Origin of the sequence: Parabacteroides goldsteinii (assembly GCF_020091425.1) — a bacterium.
GTDB lineage: Bacteria > Bacteroidota > Bacteroidia > Bacteroidales > Tannerellaceae > Parabacteroides > Parabacteroides goldsteinii.
Window position 1 is genome coordinate 552,596 of record NZ_CP081906.1, and the last position, 18,382, is coordinate 570,977.

The 18,382-nt window shown below is 45.1% G+C and carries 14 protein-coding genes; 7 read left to right on the plus strand and 7 right to left on the minus strand.

The window, feature by feature from the left end; genetic code table 11:
• Nucleotides 1–3 precede the first annotated feature (3 nt).
• The 4 genes from rsxC to K6V26_RS03170 form a co-directional block, all read right to left on the minus strand.
• Nucleotides 4–1,335: an electron transport complex subunit RsxC gene (gene rsxC, locus K6V26_RS03155; protein WP_224264585.1), complete on the minus strand. Its 1,332-nt coding sequence runs from the start codon at nucleotides 1,333–1,335 to the stop codon at nucleotides 4–6.
• Nucleotides 1,336–1,347: 12 nt separating this feature from the next.
• Complete coding sequence (locus K6V26_RS03160; RefSeq protein WP_046146557.1) at nucleotides 1,348–2,313, minus strand: Fe-S cluster domain-containing protein; 966 nt, start codon at nucleotides 2,311–2,313, stop codon at nucleotides 1,348–1,350.
• Nucleotides 2,314–2,322: 9 nt separating this feature from the next.
• Entirely contained in the window at nucleotides 2,323–2,742 is a 420-nt protein-coding gene (locus K6V26_RS03165; RefSeq protein WP_224264586.1) for a SoxR reducing system RseC family protein, read from the minus strand.
• 101 nt (nucleotides 2,743–2,843) lie between these two features.
• Nucleotides 2,844–4,382 carry a DUF3078 domain-containing protein gene (locus K6V26_RS03170; protein WP_224264587.1) on the minus strand — a complete coding sequence of 513 codons (1,539 nt, stop codon included), beginning with the start codon at nucleotides 4,380–4,382 and terminating at the stop codon, nucleotides 2,844–2,846.
• Between the two features lie 231 nt (nucleotides 4,383–4,613).
• On the opposite strand from K6V26_RS03170, the gene K6V26_RS03175 reads away from it, so the two are divergent.
• The 3 genes from K6V26_RS03175 to K6V26_RS03185 all read left to right on the plus strand — a co-directional run bounded on the left by K6V26_RS03175 (nucleotide 4,614) and on the right by K6V26_RS03185 (nucleotide 9,242).
• Nucleotides 4,614–6,218 carry a CTP synthase gene (locus K6V26_RS03175; protein WP_224264588.1) on the plus strand — a complete coding sequence of 535 codons (1,605 nt, stop codon included), beginning with the start codon at nucleotides 4,614–4,616 and terminating at the stop codon, nucleotides 6,216–6,218.
• Nucleotides 6,219–6,229: 11 nt separating this feature from the next.
• On the plus strand, nucleotides 6,230–8,128 hold the full coding sequence (gene yidC / locus K6V26_RS03180) for a membrane protein insertase YidC (protein WP_007657613.1): 1,899 nt from the start codon (nucleotides 6,230–6,232) through the stop codon (nucleotides 8,126–8,128).
• A gap of 280 nt (nucleotides 8,129–8,408) precedes the next feature.
• Complete coding sequence (locus tag K6V26_RS03185) at nucleotides 8,409–9,242, plus strand: DUF6057 family protein (protein ID WP_007657615.1); 834 nt, start codon at nucleotides 8,409–8,411, stop codon at nucleotides 9,240–9,242.
• On the opposite strand, the gene kdsB is transcribed toward K6V26_RS03185, so the two are convergent.
• A complete protein-coding gene (kdsB, locus tag K6V26_RS03190) occupies nucleotides 9,223–9,981 on the minus strand; it encodes a 3-deoxy-manno-octulosonate cytidylyltransferase (protein ID WP_007657616.1) in 759 nt (252 codons plus the stop codon). The two genes, K6V26_RS03185 and kdsB, sit on opposite strands and share 20 nt — an antisense overlap.
• 28 nt (nucleotides 9,982–10,009) lie before the next feature.
• The gene (locus tag K6V26_RS03195; RefSeq protein ID WP_007657617.1) at nucleotides 10,010–12,271 is read right to left on the minus strand and encodes a cation:proton antiporter domain-containing protein; all 2,262 of its coding nucleotides are present in this window, start codon (nucleotides 12,269–12,271) and stop codon (nucleotides 10,010–10,012) included.
• A 70-nt stretch (nucleotides 12,272–12,341) separates the two neighbouring features.
• Between K6V26_RS03195 and K6V26_RS03200 the strand changes: the two genes are divergently transcribed.
• Complete coding sequence (locus K6V26_RS03200; protein ID WP_010800180.1) at nucleotides 12,342–12,998, plus strand: AlbA family DNA-binding domain-containing protein; 657 nt, start codon at nucleotides 12,342–12,344, stop codon at nucleotides 12,996–12,998.
• Here K6V26_RS03200 and K6V26_RS03205 read toward each other — a convergent pair.
• On the minus strand, nucleotides 12,993–14,378 hold the full coding sequence (locus K6V26_RS03205) for an NfeD family protein (protein WP_195438157.1): 1,386 nt from the start codon (nucleotides 14,376–14,378) through the stop codon (nucleotides 12,993–12,995). The genes K6V26_RS03200 and K6V26_RS03205 overlap by 6 nt on opposite strands.
• A gap of 263 nt (nucleotides 14,379–14,641) precedes the next feature.
• Here K6V26_RS03205 and K6V26_RS03210 point away from each other — a divergent pair, with 263 nt between their 5' ends.
• The 3 genes from K6V26_RS03210 to K6V26_RS03220 all read left to right on the plus strand — a co-directional run bounded on the left by K6V26_RS03210 (nucleotide 14,642) and on the right by K6V26_RS03220 (nucleotide 18,370).
• A complete protein-coding gene (locus K6V26_RS03210; RefSeq protein ID WP_007657623.1) occupies nucleotides 14,642–15,151 on the plus strand; it encodes an RNA polymerase sigma factor in 510 nt (169 codons plus the stop codon).
• 137 nt (nucleotides 15,152–15,288) lie between these two features.
• Nucleotides 15,289–16,314 carry a threonine aldolase family protein gene (locus K6V26_RS03215; RefSeq protein ID WP_010800178.1) on the plus strand — a complete coding sequence of 342 codons (1,026 nt, stop codon included), beginning with the start codon at nucleotides 15,289–15,291 and terminating at the stop codon, nucleotides 16,312–16,314.
• A 226-nt stretch (nucleotides 16,315–16,540) separates the two neighbouring features.
• Nucleotides 16,541–18,370, plus strand: coding sequence for an endonuclease/exonuclease/phosphatase family protein (locus tag K6V26_RS03220; RefSeq protein ID WP_224265803.1), 1,830 nt, complete (start codon nucleotides 16,541–16,543; stop codon nucleotides 18,368–18,370).
• Nucleotides 18,371–18,382: the final 12 nt, after the last annotated feature.

Here is an 18,382-nt window from a genome sequence, read left to right on the forward strand (position 1 = left end):
TTTTTATGACTTTCGTGCCCGTATGATACCCATTACCTTTCCTTTACCCGAACGGATATAATCCAGCAACGGACGGTTGGCCGGACAGGTATAACTACAAGAACCGCACTCGATACAGTCGGTGATATAATTCTTCTCGGCCAAATCCCATTCTGCAAATTCTGTTGCATTCATCAGCAGGGTAGGGTTGAGACCCATCGGACAAACGCTGACACATTTGGCACAGCGGATACAGTCGCGCATCGGTTTGCGGACAGACTCTTCTTTCGTCAGGAGCAATACGCCTGAACTACCTTTCGTTACCGGTACTTCCGGAGCAATCAGGGCTTTTCCCATCATCGGGCCGCCACCGATTATCTTTCCTGTATTTTCAGGAACGCCACCGGCTGCTTCAATCAGTGCACTGATTGGTGTACCCATACGGACCAGGAAGTTGGAAGGATTGGCAACCGCTTTACCTGTCACGGTAACGACGCGTTCAAACAAAGGTTTGTTTTTCATTACCGCTTCATACACTGCAAAAGCAGTTCCTACATTTTGTACTACAGCTCCGGCGGAAATAGGCAGTGCACCGCTTTTCACCTGACGGCGAATCACAGCGTCGATTAATTGCTTTTCACCTCCTTGCGGATATTGTACTTTCAGCGGCATAATCTCGATACCTTTATAGGCTGTAGCCAGTTTACTCAGATGAGCGATGGCATCAGGCTTGTTGTTTTCGATACCGATCACTGCTTTTGTTACATTTACAGCTTTCATCAACAGCGTAACGCCGACCAGAATCTGCTCTGCCTTCTCCATCATCAATGAATGGTCGGAAGTCAGATACGGCTCACATTCTACGGCATTGATAATGATGATCTCGGCTTTGCTTCCGGGAGGCGGCATCAGTTTGACCTGTGTGGGGAATGTCGCACCACCCAGACCCACGATACCGGCTGCGGCGATCTTGTCTACGATCTCTTTGGAAGGAAGCGGGCACTCTTTCACGAGTGTTTCGCTGCGGTCGATCGACTCTTCCCATTCGTCACCTTCCACATCAATATAGATAGCGGGACGTTTGTATCCGCTTGCGTCGAGAGCATTATCTATCTTGTTTACTTTACCGGATACCGACGAGTGGATATTCGCCGATACAAAACCTCCGGCTTTGGCGAGAAGCGTACCTACTTTAACCGTATCACCCTTCTTTACCACAGCCTGGGCAGGAGCCCCGATATGCTGGCTTAGCGGTATAATAACCTGCTTGGGTATAGCCAGTCCGGTTATTTTCTTCCCGGCAGACAATTTATTTTCGGGTGGATGTATACCTCCGATTCGAAATGTCCTTAGCATACTATTAGATTTTTATTTTTGAGTTGTTTCTTCTTTTGTTATTGTTTCAGGCGCTGTTGCCGGTGCAGCTTCGACTTTTGTCGGTGCTTCGGCTTTAGGGGCCGGCGCAGCTTTAGGCGTTACTGGCTTTACTTTGTCGGCGTCCACAGCAGGGGCGGCTTCTTTACGGGGCGGAAAGTTCAATTCGTGAATTGCTCCGGTCGGACATACTGCTACGCATTTACGGCACAGGCGGCATTTGCGGTAGTCAATATAGGCTACGTTGTTTTCGAGCGTGATTGCTTCGAACGGACATTCTTTCACACATTTACCACAACCGATACAAGCGTTCGCACATGCTTTACGGGCAGCAGCTCCTTTGTCTTTGTTTACACAACTGACGAAGATACGGCGTGATTTCGGTCCCTTTTTGCGCAGTTCGATAATGTTTTTCGGACAAGCTTTGACGCAGGCTCCGCATGAAGTACATTTTTCCTCGTCCACTTCCGGCAGTCCGGTTGTCAGATTGATGTGGATGGCGTCGAAGGTACAGGCACTTTCGCAGTCGCCGTAACCCAGGCAACCGAACGTACAGTTCGTTTCGCCTCCGTACAAAGAGGATGCTATGGCACAGCTTTTTACGCCATCATACTGGTTGGTACGCGGACGGGCCTGGCAGGTTCCGTTGCAACGGACAACTGCTACCATTGGTTCGGCAGTAGCAGCTTCCATACCGAGGATGGATGCGACCTTACCCATTGTTTCGGCGCCACCGACCGGACAAAGCAGTCCTTCCAGTGAATCGGCCTTTACACAGGCTGCCGCGAAACCGCCGCAACCGGGGTAACCGCAACCTCCGCAATTGGCTCCGGGCAATGCCTCCTGGACCTCTGCGATACGAGGGTCTTCGTATACTTCAAACTTCTTGGAGGCGGCGTAGAGGAATACTGCGCCGATGGCTCCAATGGCTCCTAATGAAATAACGGCAATTAAAATCATGATATTTGATCAATTAAGTTTTTTCAAGGTAAATATAAATTTTCTTTTCAGTTTCTCGCGTAAAAAGTATAATATACTGTAGTAAGGAACTAGTAGTAATAGACCGGTTAACCCGCTGGTTGTTTCGTCCCATTGCAAACAGCTTCCTGCTACAATCGCCGCAACTACAACAATCAGAGGAAGCACAAAGGCCAGAAAAACCGCTTGCAGGCCGAGCGAACTTTGGCCGCATAGGGTTACTTTTTCGTTCACATGGAATCTGCCGGGGTTATTGTCGTTCACTTCAATGATCTTTTCCTTCTTTTCAGATGCGCTGCACATGCTTTGTGCGTGGCAACCGGAGCAGGCCGATTGTTGAATGATTCTGACAAAGACCGCATTGCCATCGATCTTCTCTATTATTCCGTTGTGATTGATACTTTCACTCATGTTTGTAATCTCGACATTGCAAAATCAGGGGCAAAAGTAAGGATTATTTGGATATTATGTCACGATTAACAAAGTTTATTACAGAAATAATCGTGTTCTGCTTACCATTTGTAATTAAAGCCAAAGCTCAACAACTCGTTAATCTGTAAGTAGCTGTCGAAGTCTTCATGCTTGGAGATACCATCATCATAACGTAAGTTCAGCGAGATGATAGTCGAGAAGAATCGACTTATTGCCATATTCAGACGGTTTTCGAACTCTCCTTGGATACGTTTATAATCTGTCATGTAATAGAAACGCGAATACCAGATGATATTCCGGCTGAACTGGAATGTCATAGTTGCGTTGACGGTAGAACCGAAGAGGCTTTGTTTGTAAGGAAACTCTTCTTCTCCGTCTCTCTTCTGGAAATGCCGGCCCAGGTCGATGTCTTTATCTAATGTACGAACGTACGTATAAGATAACGGTGCAAGGTTGGCACTTAACGTTACTTTTTTGTGTTTGGACGACGCGAACGTTTTATCCAGGTCGTATTTCATACCAAGACCGAAATTAATACTGAAAGGGGAGAGCAGTCCGGCCAGTTTAACGTTCTGGTTTTCGGCATAACTGCTGAAAAGCTGGGTTTTGAAGTCCAGATCCAGTGTGTAGTACCATTTGTTGAATGCCTTATAACCAAAGTTGCTGTAGATACGGAACACGTCATCTCCGACTTTGTAATCGCGCAAAGTATCTTTGGGAGCGGTATACAGGTTGTTCTTTATTTCCAGTGAATTGTCGAACTTTATCTTATCCTTATTATAATTATATGTAAACAGTTCGCGGTTGGTCAGGTTCAGCGTACTTACACCCCCTTTATGCCAGTTCGGAGAGATGTAATTCTGAGCAAACTGTAAGGAACTTTCGAAATGTGACGTCCAGTAACGTCTTTCGGGAATGAATTTTACCGGTGCATCCACGTCACTGAAGTCTGCTTCGCTTTCTACCTTGATCAGGTCCGGTTGGTAGGTCGGCTTTCTGATCACTTTGGCAACTACTTTGTCCTGAGGTAGATCCCTCATTGAATAACGGAAATATTCAGGATGGTTGGCTTCTATATTTCTTTGTGCTTTCTCGTGGAACTGCTGTCTGAACACCTCTTCTTTAAATATGGTGTCCTGAATAAAAGGTTGCGGGATATCGATTTTATTTTTCCATGCATCTTCATCGTAGAAGGAAAGATCTTTCGGAAGGAGTTTCCCTTTGAATATGAGCGGTAAAAACAGCGGGTCTGCTATGACTGTATCCTGAAATGTCATATTCGCGTCGAAGATAGTGGAAGCATCGCGCACCAGACGTGCCCAGTACATGGCTTCGTCCGACAGTTCTACTTCGTCTTTTTTCAGGAAGCGAAGCAGATTTTCATTCGGTGTGACCGGTGCAGAATATGACTGGTTTTGTTTCTCGAATTGTGCCCGCAGGCTTATGATATTATCCAGGTCCGGATCTTCGATTTCAATCATTGGGATAGTATCAGCCGCATTACTCTGTACTGTATCTTTAAGATTGGTTCCGGTAATAGTTGTCACTTCCTGTGCATTTGCCAGGTTTGTCAATAATGAAAGTATAGAAAATAGAATGAAGTATCTCTTGATAACCATAATTCCTTTTTATTTACAATCTATAAGTATCTACGGTGCGAAATTAGATAAAAAGTATGAAATCTACTAATCTTTCACATCATATAACAATCTGAACTAATAGGGAAACCGGAATGCGGATGAATGTGCTTTGAAAAAATATCCGAGACACTTGCTGTCTGAATGAAAATGACTAACTTTGCAGTTTTGAAATGCGAGTGAGCAATTAAAGACAATTAAAATATTACTATCGTGGCAGATACAAAGTACATCTTCGTTACGGGCGGCGTAGTCTCTTCTTTAGGTAAGGGAATTATTGCTGCATCATTGGGTAAACTCCTTCAGGCGAGAGGCTACAAGGTTACTATCCAAAAGTTTGACCCCTACATTAATATTGATCCGGGTACATTGAACCCTTATGAGCACGGTGAATGTTATGTAACCGTAGACGGACATGAAGCGGACCTGGACCTGGGACACTATGAACGTTTCCTGAATGTTCCGACTACACGCTCGAACAATATTACGACAGGTCGTATTTATCAGAGTGTGATAAATAAGGAACGCAAGGGCGATTATCTGGGCAAGACTGTGCAGGTTGTTCCTCATATCACCGACGAGATCAAGAGAAATGTGAAGCTGCTGGGATCGAAGTACAAGTTTGACTTTGTGATCACGGAAATCGGTGGAACAGTAGGCGATATCGAATCGCTGCCTTTCATCGAAAGCGTTCGCCAGCTGAAATGGGAACTGGGTAAGAACTGTATGTGTGTACATCTTACTTATGTACCTTATATCGCAGCTGCGAAAGAATTTAAAACGAAACCTACACAGCATTCTGTAAAACAGTTGCAGGAATTGGGTATCCAGCCGGATGTACTGGTGTTGAGAACCGAACATTTGCTGAGCAATGATATTACCCGCAAGGTTGCTTTGTTCTGTAACGTAGACGCCGACGCTGTAGTGCAGTCGGTCGACGTTCCTACTATTTACGAAGTTCCGCTGGTATTGCAACGTCAGAACATGGATGTAACTATCCTGAAAAAGATGGGACTGGAAGTAGGGCCGACTCCGGAAATGAAACCCTGGAAAGAGTTCCTGAAGAAAAAGACGGATGCTACTGAAACAGTTAAGATCGGTCTGGTTGGTAAATATGTGGAATTGCAGGATGCTTATAAGTCAATCGACGAATCATTGTTGCAGGCTGCTATCTACAACGACCGCAAACTGGATCTTCATTTGTTCCATTCGGAAAAACTGACTGAAGCCAATGCGGCTGAACAGTTGAAGGACATGGATGGTATCCTGATTGCTCCGGGATTCGGACAGCGCGGTATCGAAGGTAAGTTCGCAGCCTTGAAATATGCCCGCGAAAACGATGTGCCTTGCCTCGGTATCTGTCTGGGTATGCAATGTATGGTGATTGAATTTGCCCGCGACGTTTTGGGTATGACGGATGCCAATTCGACCGAGATGGAGCCGAATACGCCGTTTAAGGTGATCGACCTGATGGAAGAACAGAAGAACATTACCAATTTGGGAGGTTCTATGCGTCTGGGAGCTTACGACTGTATCCTGAAGAAAGGTTCCAAAGCCTATGAGGCGTATGGAAAAGAACATATCCAGGAACGTCACCGCCACCGTTTCGAATTTAATGGCCAGTATCGCGAACAGTTTGAAGAAGCCGGCATGAAATGTGCAGGCGAGAACCCGGAAACCGGTCTGGTGGAAGTGGTAGAAATTCCTGCGTTGAAATGGTTCGTTGGTGTTCAGTTCCATCCGGAATACAACAGTACGGTAGTTAATCCGAACCCACTTTTCGTGAGCTTTGTGAAAGCCGCTATTGATAATAAATAACAACGTTATAGATGGATAAAAACACATTAATTGGTTTTCTGCTTATTGGTATTGTTTTATTTGCATTCAGCTGGTTTAACAAACCGACGCCTGAGCAGTTGGAAGCCCAGCGCCGTTATCAGGACTCGATCGCTCAGATCGAACTGGCTAAACAGGCGGAGTTGCAACGCGAAGACAGTAAAAGCACTGCCGATAATTCTTTTGATAGCTTGCCGGATTCTGCGAGAGATGCCCGGCTGAAGAGCAGTTTCGGTGTATTCGCTGAAGCAATGACAGGTACAGATGATGTAACTGTTTTGGAAAATGATCTGATCGAACTGCATATCAGTAATAAGGGAGGACGTATTTCATATGCCCGCCTGAAGGATTATACAACGTATGATGATAAGCCGGTCATCCTGTTTGAAGGAAAAGAGGCTTCGCTTGACTTTACCCTGGTAACAGCAACCAACCGCGTATTGAACACAGCCGACCTGTATTTCACTCCGGTGAAAACACAGGACCCGAACCGGTTGGTGATGCGACTGAATACAGGTGAAGGCAGTTCACTGGACTTTATCTATACAGTCAAGCCGGACGATTATATGGTTCAGTTCGATATTAAGGGAACGGGCCTGAACGGTGTCCTGGCTCCGAGTACGACTGCTTTGGATATGGTATGGCGTCAGAAAATCCGCCAGCAGGAACAGGGTATCAAATATGAAAACAGATATACTGCCTTGTATTATAAATTCCTGTCCGATGATGTGGAGCAGCTGAGCGAAAGCAAGAGCGAAGACAAGAAGGTGTCGGGCCGTCTGAAATGGATTGCTTATAAAGATAAATTCTTCTCGACGGTGATGATTGCCGATGAAGGTTTTGAAAGCGCCACTTTCGATTCAAAGATGGTTGAGGCAGACGGTATCGTTAAAGAGTTTAAGACTACAACAGCCGTTCCTTTTGACCTGAGAGGCAATGAGGCAACGACTTTCCGTTATTTCTTCGGACCGAACAGCTATCCGTTGCTGAAATCGTATGACAAAGGGGTTGCTTCGGACCAGCAGTTGGATCTGGAACGCTTGGTTCCGCTGGGTGCCAGTGTCTTCCGTTGGGTGAACCAGTATTTCGTCATTCCGATGTTTGACTTCCTGGGTAAATATATCAAGAGTTACGGTCTGATCATCCTGTTGATGACGATTATCGTGAAACTGATTTTATTCCCGTTGACATATAAATCATATATGTCGTCAGCGAAGATGCGTGTGCTTCGTCCACAGGTGGAAGAGCTTAATGCCAAATATCCGGGACAGGATAAAGCGGTGGAACGCCAGCGTGCAACTATGGAACTGTATAGCCGAGCCGGGGCAAGCCCGATGGCAGGTTGTATCCCGATGCTGTTGCAGATGCCGATTTTGATCGCCTTGTTCATGTTCTTCCCGTCGGCAATCGAACTGCGTCACCAGAGTTTCCTTTGGGCGCACGATTTGTCAACATACGATGCTATTTTCAGTTGGAACAAATACATTCCTATTATTACTCCGTATTTTGGTAACCACATCAGTTTGTTTTGTCTGCTGATGACAATCACCAACGTTATCTATACCAAGTATAATATGGAAATGACCAATACCGGACAGCAACAGATGCCGGGTATGAAGGCGATGATGTATATGATGCCGCTGATGTTCCTGGTATTCTTCAACCAGTATGCATCGGGTCTGACTTACTATTACTTCATTTCTACGCTGATCACGATTGTTCAGACATTGGTGTTCCGTTATACGATTAATGAAGATAAGCTGCTGGCTAAGCTGGAAGCCAACAAGAAGAAGCCTCAGAAGAAATCAGGTTTCATGAAACGCCTGGAAGAAGCGCAGCGTATGCAGCAGGAGCAGTTGAAGAAACAACAGGATCAGAAAAAGAAAAGATAACAGCTTTTTCTGCAAGATAAATAAAAGAGAGGCGTGCCGGTCCGGAAAAGACTCAGGCACGCCTTTTTTTGTGTCCGGATTATGCAATAAGTTGTATATTTTGTACAATCGCTTGAATTTGAAGAAATGTGGTGTGCGTTGTATTAAAATATTTATATATTTGCACTATTGATATATAAGTCAACTATTGATGATTATGCTTACGTTGACGACTTATCCGGTAGGAATAGCAAGTACCGGCTTTACGTTTTGAGTTAATAGGTATAAAAATAGTTCACTGATGGATAAGAAAGAAAAGCTTTTGCAAAAGAGGGTAGCTGGACTCTTTGCATTGCTATGCGTTATCTTTTTCCAGTTTTTTGATTCGGATCATTTGTTCCTGAAGGAAGAGGTGGTAAGTGTTGCGAGTTTGCCGGAAGTGTTGGTCGGCTATTGGGGGAAACCTGCATGGCTGGCTTGTTCAATGGCGAAAGTACTTACGTCTTTGTTTGTTCCTGTCGGTGGCGGGGCTGTTTTGATTACGGCCGTGTTGATGCTGGAATGGTGGGCTTCTTTATTTATTCTGCGGAAATTCAATGTAGGGGATATGGCTCCTTTGTATGCTCTGTTTCCGGTTGTTATGGAGTGGGGAACCTATTGTAGTCCTTATTATCATTTGAATTCTATTCTTTCTTTGGTTATTGTTTTGTATATATTTTGTGGTTATATACAGATAAAGGTAAAATGGCTCTCCTGGGTGACGGGGTTTATTTTGTTGTTTGCGGTTTATTGTATGGTGGGGAGCCGGTTGTTTATTTTTGTAATCCTTGTACTGTTGTACGAGGCGGAAATAGGAGAGAAGCATTGGGTGTATTGGGCTTTGCTGTTGATAACGGGTACTGTGCTGCCTGAATTCCTGAAAGAACTGTACTCACTTTCAGAAGAACAGGCATATCAATATCCACAGGCATGGCTTCCGGCATTTTTCCCGGCTATCATGCTGGCTTGTGTGTTGGTGGCTACGCAGTTTAAGAAAGTCCGGTATATGCAGATCAGTGTATGGTCTGTATCTGTCACTTCCGGACTTTTACTGGTATTGCTGGCGCTTACTGCGTTCAGCCATGCTGTTGGCTGAGAAAAGCAAGTGCTTTCTCCATGTCTTCAGGCGTGTCGATACCGATTGTCTCCTGCTGGGTGATGCCGACTTTTATCTTGTAGCCGTTTTCGAGCCATCTGAGTTGTTCCAGGCTTTCGGCAAGCTCCAGTGGTGATTGGGGCAGGTGGGTGATTTCTTTCAGCGTATCGGCCCGGTAAGCATACAAACCGATATGTTTGTAATACGTATGGTTGGGTAACCATTCCTGGTAATTTTTGCCGCGCATATAAGGAATGATGGAACGGCTGAAATACATTGCTTCGTTATTCTTGTTGAGAACTACTTTCGGTGAGTTTGCATTGAATAATGTCGTTTCGAAGTCATCGTCCGGACGGAATGGTTTTACCAGTGTGGCAATCTGCGTGCCGACATCAGTAAAACATGCTTTTAACGTCTCGATCTGTTCCGGATGGATGAAAGGTTCGTCTCCCTGGATATTGACAACGACATCGTATCCTTGTCCAACTTTAGTGTAGGCTTCGTAAACACGGTCGGTGCCACTCCGGTGCTGGTCGGAAGTCATAACGACATTTCCGCCGAATGCTTTCACGGCAGCTTCGATACGGCTATCGTCGGTGGCTACACAAACGGCATCCAGTACATCCTTCACTTGTTCATACACACGCTGTATCATGGGCCTGCCGGCCATGTCGGCCAAAGGTTTCCCCGGGAAGCGGGTGGAGGCATATCTTGCCGGTATTATTCCTATAAACTTCATACTCCGGTTGTTTTTATTCGTTAGTTAATTATTTTACTGTTTTACCTTCGCTGAGACGAAGCACTTTTTCATGTTCGCCGACGATCCATACAATATCTCCCTGCTCGAATACGGTTGTTGGAGGCGGGTTTTTGATTGAACGGGCATCTCGTTCGATGCCGATCACCAGGCAGCCGGAGTTATCGCGTATTCCGGATTCAAGGATGGTCCGGCCGATAAGTCCGGAGCCTTCACTGATAAAGAATTGTTCCATATTCACCTCCTTAGTCTCCTGGAGGTTATTCAGCGATTCTTTATAACGCTCCTCTATGTATTGACGGAAATGGGCCAGGTCGTCATCCGCACCGACTACGACCAGCTTATCAAATGGATAAAGCCGTTCGTTTCCTCCCGGTATGTTGATACGTTTGCTTCCCCGGATAATAGTAACGATGTTTACATTACATTTCTGCCTGAAATTAAGTTCTTTGAGTGTCTTGCCCATACTGGGAGAGTTTTGCTTCACTTCAAAATCAGCCAGGTGAAGGTCGCGTTCCAGCAGATGGCTGGCGAACCGTTGGTTGATGGGAGCGTTTCGTTCGTTCTCCAGTTCACGTGCCGTCAGGTTTGTGAAGAAATGGCGTTCCATCAGGATCGACTGCTTCTTCAACCGCTTAGAGAAGATAACCAGGGCTATGACGGTGGCTGCGATGGCGAGCCCTATTCCGACAGCTGTGTTCAGCAGGCGTGCGATCGGCAGCATGACGAGCCCTATACATAATATAATACGGAGCACAATCAGGGAAACCAACGGACCACGGTTATATTTGCTGTCGTGCCACAATTGTTGGTATTCTACGGAATGGTTCTTTTTCATCATGATGGCACGCAGCATCGGTGAGATTAGGAGAAGGATCAGAACCAGGGAAATGATTTGTCCTTGCAGTCCCGGTAGCTGATTGATAATGAACGGAGCGACGAATTGCAACCAGATAAAGATCAGTACCAGCGTGACAGCTGTATAGGTGCCGACGATACGCACCAATGCTTTCAGCAGTTTGTCCCAGGCACTTTTCTGCCGGATCGTGTTGGAGCCAGAAGAATAACGTTCCAGAAAACTCATCCAGCTTGCCGGGATGACTCGTTCAGCTATTTTATAAGCCGGTTCGGCCATACGTATCATATAGGGCGTAAAAAAGGTTGTTATGACAGATACGGCCACAACGATCGGGTAAAGGAAATTATCCGTTACTTTGAGCGTCAGTCCCAAAGAGGCGATGATAAAGGCGAACTCACCGATTTGTGCCAGCGAGAAACCGGACTGGATGGCGACTTTGACAGTCTGTCCCGATAATAGTACGCCGAAGGTGGCAAAAAGTATCTGTCCGACCATGACGACAAGTGTCAGTATCAGGATCGGTATTTTGTATTCCCAAAGTAATACCGGGTCGATCAGCATGCCGACAGAAACGAAGAAAATGGCTCCGAACAAGTCTTTTACCGGTTTTACGATATGTTCTATATGTTCCGCATCGATTGTCTCAGCAAGGATAGACCCCATCACGAAAGCGCCAAGTGCAGAAGAAAATCCGGCTTTAGTCGCGATCATGACCATCCCCAGGCATAGGCCGATACTGACGATCAGCAGGGTTTCGTCATTGAGGAAAGTCCGTGCTCTTTTCAGGAAAGAAGGAATAAGGTAAATACCGACTACAAAACAGAAGAGCAGGAATACCCCCAGTTTTATCACGCTGTCGAGCAACTCCATCCCTTCGACATGTTTACTGACGGCAAGCGTGGAAAGCAAAACCATCAACAGGACGGCAAATAAGTCTTCCACCACCAATATCCCGAACACCACTCCGGCGAACCGTTGGTTGCGTAGTCCCATATCGTCGAAAGCCTTGAATATGATTGTCGTGGACGACATGGAAAGCATTCCGCCCAGGAAAAGACTGTTCATGTGCCCCCAGCCGAGCGACAATCCGGTGATATAGCCGAACGTCATCATCCCGATAACGACGGTGACCGCTCCGATAACGGCGGTGCCTCCGACTTTCATCAGTTTCTTAAAACTGAAGTCCAGTCCCAGGGCAAAAAGCAGGAATACGACACCGATGTCGGCCCAGATACGGATACTTTCTACGTCTGTAACGGTAGGGATTTCTTTAATGGCTGGTCCTGCCAGAATTCCGGCAACAATATAGCCAAGTACGACCGGTTGCTTTAATTTCTTGAAAAGCAAAGTAACAAGCCCCGCAGAAATCAGTATTACTGCCAGGTCTGAAATTAATGAAGGGATCTGTGACATGCTTTCACTCTTTTTCGGTTGGCAAAGTTAGACATTTATTTTAATTTTGCAGGTCAAATAATGAGCCAAAATGAAGAAGAAACATCCGATAGAAGCATTGATTGAACAGGGCGAGCATCAACAACTCGATTTTAAGTTCGAAGTGAGCGACAGTAAGAAGATTGCCCGCACCTTGTCTGCTTTTGCCAATACCGATGGCGGTCGGTTGCTGATTGGGGTGAAAGACAACGGGAATATCTCCGGTGTCCACAGTGAGGAAGAGTATTATATGATTGAGGCTGCATCTAAAATGTACACTCAGCCGGAAGTCCCTTTCGAGGCTACCCGCTGGGAAATAAACGGGAAAACCGTTTTGGAAATCTATATAGCGCCCAGTGCGGACAAACCTCACCTGGCGCCTGATAAAGAGGATAAGTATAAAGCCTATATCCGCGTAGCCGACGAGAATATCCTGGCAAATGAGATTTTGGTTCTTTCGTGGGAGAAGAAGCGCCGGAAAGACGGGACACTGGTGAAGATCAGTAAGCCGGTAGAGCGGCTGTTCTCTTACCTGGAGCAATATCCTTATATCAATGCGGGTCAGCTTTGTCGTATTGGCCATGTAAATTATTACACGGCCAAAAATATTCTGAGCGATTTGCTGGCGATCGATGCCCTGCAATATGTGGTCGTTGATAAACGTATTTTTTATCAACGGGTGCCCGGCAACGATAAGCTGGCGTTATAGATCGGAGGTTTCCACATATACCTGTGCATTCTCAAAACGGACCACTTTCACTTTTGTCCCTTTTTCAATGAAGCCGGAATCCGATACACCATCGTAGAGTTCGTTGTCGATCATTACTTTACCCGAAGGACGGAGCACGGTGAAAGCTGTTCCTTCCTTCCCGATCAGCGGAGTCAATGAAGGGGAGGAGTGGGCGTCTTCAAGGTCTTTGTGGAGCGCTACTTTCCGGAACATACCTTTTGTCCCGATTTTGTTGGATAACCAGATCATCAGCACGAAGCCCAGCCCCAATCCGATCAGGACGGTCAATGCCGCTTCTCCGATTTCTTTGGAAGAAACTGCTTCGAAGTTGAAATCCGTATTATTCAGCAGGCTGAGTGTCAATCCGGCAACCAGAAAGATGATGCCGCTGATGCCCGCTATACCGAATCCCGGGATGATAAATATCTCCGCTGCAATTAACAGTAGTCCGATGATAAAGACCAGTATTTCCCAGTTCTGTGCCAGTCCGTCCATATATAAAGGAGCGAAATAAAGAATCGCGGCGACGATGGCTGCTGCTGACGGGAAGCCGAGTCCCGGCGTCTGCATTTCGAAATAGATACCTCCTATAATAATAATGATAAGAAGCGATTGCAACATCGGATTCATCAGGAAACCTTTCAGGTCGTCATACCAGGACGGTTCGTATGTCTTCAGTTCATAATCGTTGTATCCCAGATACTTTGTGATCACTTCACCGGGTGTTTCCGCAATGCCGTCGCAATAGCCCCATTCCAGTGCCTCGTCGGCAGTGAAGGTGAGCACTTTGCCCGAGTCGATCAGATTCGGAACAATGACACGTTCGTCCACCATGGCTTCGGCTATCAGCGGATTCCTTTTCCATCTGTATGTAGTATCCGTTCCCTGGATGATCGTATCTTTTCCGTGTGCTTCGGCTGTCGATCGAATCATCGAACGCATGTATGATTGATATTTATCAGGCAAAGCGGCTCCGGTTTGGTTAACGACAGTCGCGGCACCGATGTTGGCGCCTTTCCTCATAAAGATTTTTTTACACGCAATCGATATCAGCGCTCCGGCCGAAGCAGCATTATTATCGATAAAAACGTAGACGGGAACAGGGTTGTACAAGATTGCGGTACGCATTGAATCCGCTGCTTCGAGCAATCCTCCATAGGTGTTCATATGAAGAAGAACGGCATCGGCCCCCAATGATTTCGCTTCTTCCAATCCGTTACGAAGGTATAAGCGGGTAGTATTATCAATCTCTTTCTTTATGTCGATTTGATAGACTAGTTTTTGTTCTTTAGCTGTTGATTTAAAGGTTGTTATCGCTATAAATAACAGTAATAATAAGAATCCTGAATTTTTCATCATTTTATCTAATTAGCTATACTTTTTATACTTAATTGAAAATTGTAACATACAACTTGTAAATTTTGAAATTCTTCAAGTTGTAAACTTGTAAAAGCTGTTCATTTTCAGCTGAATTTGTTATAAATATATTAAGTTACGATTTTTAATATTAATATTCCTCAAAGCGTCATCCAGTATCAATAATATTTCCTACATTTGTATTGTCTCTCAATAGTGAGGGGCTATACTTAACCGGTATTAACCTTTTATAAATAGTAAGTAATATGAATGCGTTGCAATTTCAGAAAAAATTATTGAGCATGCAAGAAAATATGATGAATTTTGCATTGATGCTCACCGCAAATCGGGATGACGCCCAGGATTTGATGCAAGACACAACGCTGAAGGTTTTAGACAATCAGGAAAAGTTTGTTGACAATATTAATTTTAAAGGCTGGGTCTTGACCGTAATGCGTAATATCTTTATAAACAATTATCATAAGATTGTTCGTACGCAAACCGTTGTTGATCAGGGTGTTGATTTGTATAATTTGGACGTCGTGAATGATTCGGGATTTGATTCTCCGGACGGAGCTTATCAGATTCAGGAAATCACAAAAGCCATTAATGGATTGAATGATGAATTGAAAGTTCCTTTTTCCATGTTTTTAAGTGGCTATAAATATAATGAGATCGCTGACAAATTGAATGTACCACTGGGAACGGTAAAGAGCCGTATCTTCTTTGCCCGCCAGGAGTTGCAGAAAGTTTTGAAGGATTTTCGCCTGAGTTAGTGGTTAATATTCTAATAAACAAGTTAATAAAAAGAAGAGGCTTCCGGTTGGAGGCCTCTTCTTTTTTAATATATAGATGATAAAAATGACATATTAATGAATAAATCCGTACTTTTGCCGCAAAATACTAAAACACAATGAGAAGTTTTGCAAGCGATAACAATTCGGGCGTCCATCCATTCGTAATGGAGGCTGTGATAAAAGCAAATGAGGATCACGCAATCGGATATGGCGACGACCCCTGGACAAGTGCCGCAGTGGCAAAGATTAAAAGCATATTTGGTGAAGAAGCCTCTCCGTTCTTTGTTTTTAACGGTACCGGTGCTAATTCGGTGGCTTTACAAGCTGTGACGCGTCCTTTCAACAGTATTTTGTGTGCTGAGACGGCACATATTAATGTAGACGAATGCGGAGCTCCGGCCCGGATGACCGGCTGTGCGGTTGTTACTATTCCGACAACCGACGGCAAACTTACTCCCGAATTGATAAAACCGCGTTTGCATAACTTCGGCGTTTGCCATCATTCCCAACCGAAAGCTGTTTATATCTCCCAGGTTTCTGAACTGGGAACGGTCTATACGGTAGAAGAAGTAAAAGCCATTGCCGATTTGTTGCATGCTTACAATATGTATCTGCACATGGACGGTGCCCGTCTGGCAAATGCCTGTGCATATCTGAATTGTTCCATGAAACAGGTAACGGTAGATGCCGGTGTGGATATCCTGAGTTTTGGGGGGACCAAAAACGGAATGATGATGGGGGAGGCTGTCGTTTCCTTCCGTCCTGAGATCACGGAGAATTTGCAGTATTACCGGAAACAATCGGCTCAGTTGGCCTCCAAGTTGCGTTATCTGTCTGCACAGTTTATTCCTTATCTTGAAAACAACCTTTGGCTTGAAAATGCGATGAAAGCCAATATCAGTGCAGCTAAACTGGCTGAGGCACTCAAACAATATCCCCAGATACAGTTTACCCAGAAGGTTGAAACCAATCAGATATTCTTCACCATCCCGGCAGAACCGCTGAAGAAATTGCAGGACCGTTATTTCTTCTATATGTGGAACGAAGAAAATAACGAGGCCCGCCTGGTTACTTCGTGGGATACGACCGGTGAAGATATTGCACAGTTCGAACAGGATTTGAAAGAAATAATGGGAGAATAATTTCGGGATATTTAGAACATTCTCGTTTTTTCTACCATACCTTTTGAGAAAAGAGGTAGGTGTAAATGAATTTAGAGGTACGTCTAAATCGATTTACACCTACCTCTAAATGAAATTAGACCTACCTCTAAAGGGAAAATCATTCCTTTTTCTTACTTTTGTCCTCTGTTAATCACTAAATAATAAACAGATGAGACACGGGAGTAGGTTCATGGCGATACTTTTTATGTTATTGCCGTTATGTAATATTTATTCACAGGAGAAAGGGGCAAGGGTGGATAACTCCTTGCGTATCATGAGTTATAATATCCGTAACGGGAGAGGATTGGATAATGTCTCCAATATTCAACGTACGGCTGATGTAATCAATAAGGTGCGTCCGAATGTTGTCGCTGTTCAGGAAGTGGACAGTGTAACGGGCAGAAGCGGCCAGACCGACATCTTGCGTGTATTGGCTGATAAGACACTTATGTTTCCCGTTTATGCTCCCGCAATAAATTATGACGGCGGTAAATACGGCATTGGGATGCTGAGTAAAGAGAAACCGCTTAGTTACCGTTATCTGGCTCTTCCGGGAAGAGAGGAAGAACGTGCTTTGCTGATCGTTGAATTTGAGAAATATATTTATTGCTGCACCCACCTGTCGCTGACAGGGGAAGATCGTCTGGCCTCCTTGGATATCATCCGTAAGGAAGCGGCAAAAGCCAATAAGCCTTTATTCATAGCCGGCGATTTCAATGCCCATCCTGATTCGGAAGTCATACAGGAGGTTCAAAAGGATTTCGTTATCCTGACAAACAACAAGCAACCGACTTTCCCGGCCGACGAACCTACGGAAACAATCGATTATATCGCTGCTTATGCCAAGGACACAACGGCATTTACCCGCCTTTCTGCTTATGTCGTGAATGAGCCGGCTGCCTCCGATCATCGTCCGATTGTGGCGGAGATTGCTTTTATGCAGCCTGCCGCACAGATATTCCGTACGGAACCTTATTTACAGAACCCGGTAGGAAACGGTATCACGGTTATGTGGCAGACGACAGTGCCTGCTTATAGCTGGGTGGAATACGGAACCGATAAGAACCAGTTGAAAAAAGCACGTACGATCGTGGACGGACAGGTTATTTGCAATGACTTGCAAAATAAAGTAAGACTGAACGATCTGGAACCGGGCAAGACGTATTATTATCGTGTTTGCTCACAGGAAATAATGCTTTATCAGGCCTATAAGAAAGTATTCGGCGAAACGGCTGTTTCCGATTTCCATTCATTCACCTTACCGGCTTCTTCCGATGCTGATTTTACAACTATTATCTTCAACGACCTGCACAAACATTCTGAGACATTACAAGCCCTATACAAACAAGTGAAGGATGTAGACTATGATTTCGTGATCTTTAATGGTGACTGCATCGATGACCCGAAAGATCATGACGAAGCGACTCATTTCCTTTCGGAACTGAACGAGACGGTCGGTGCTGCTGATGTACCCGTTTTTTATTTGCGTGGCAACCATGAGATTAGAAATGCTTATTCAATCGGGTTGCGTAGCTTGTTCGATTATATAGGTGATAAAACGTATGGAGCATTCAACTGGGGCGATACCCGTATCGTTATGCTCGACTGTGGCGAAGACAAACCGGACGACCACTGGGTATATTATGGCTTGAATGATTTTTCGGCTTTGCGCGAAGCACAGGTCGGTTTTCTGAAAGAAGAACTGGCCTCGAAACCATTCAAACAGGCTGCAAAACGTGTCTTAATCCATCATATACCTATTTATGGTAAGGAGGTGGATCGTTATAATCCGTGTTTGGAGTTATGGGGAGGGCTGCTGGCAAAAGCACCGTTCAATATTTGTATCAATGCGCATACACACCGCCATGCCTATTATCCGAAAGGTACTGCCAATGGTAACAACTTCCCTATTATGGTGGGAGGAGGATACCGGATGGACGGTGCCACAGTGATGGTCCTTCAGAAGAAAGGAAAGGAAATGACATTGCGTGTATTGAATGCCAAAGGCGAGACCTTGCAGGATTTGAAACTGTAATAGAATATATCA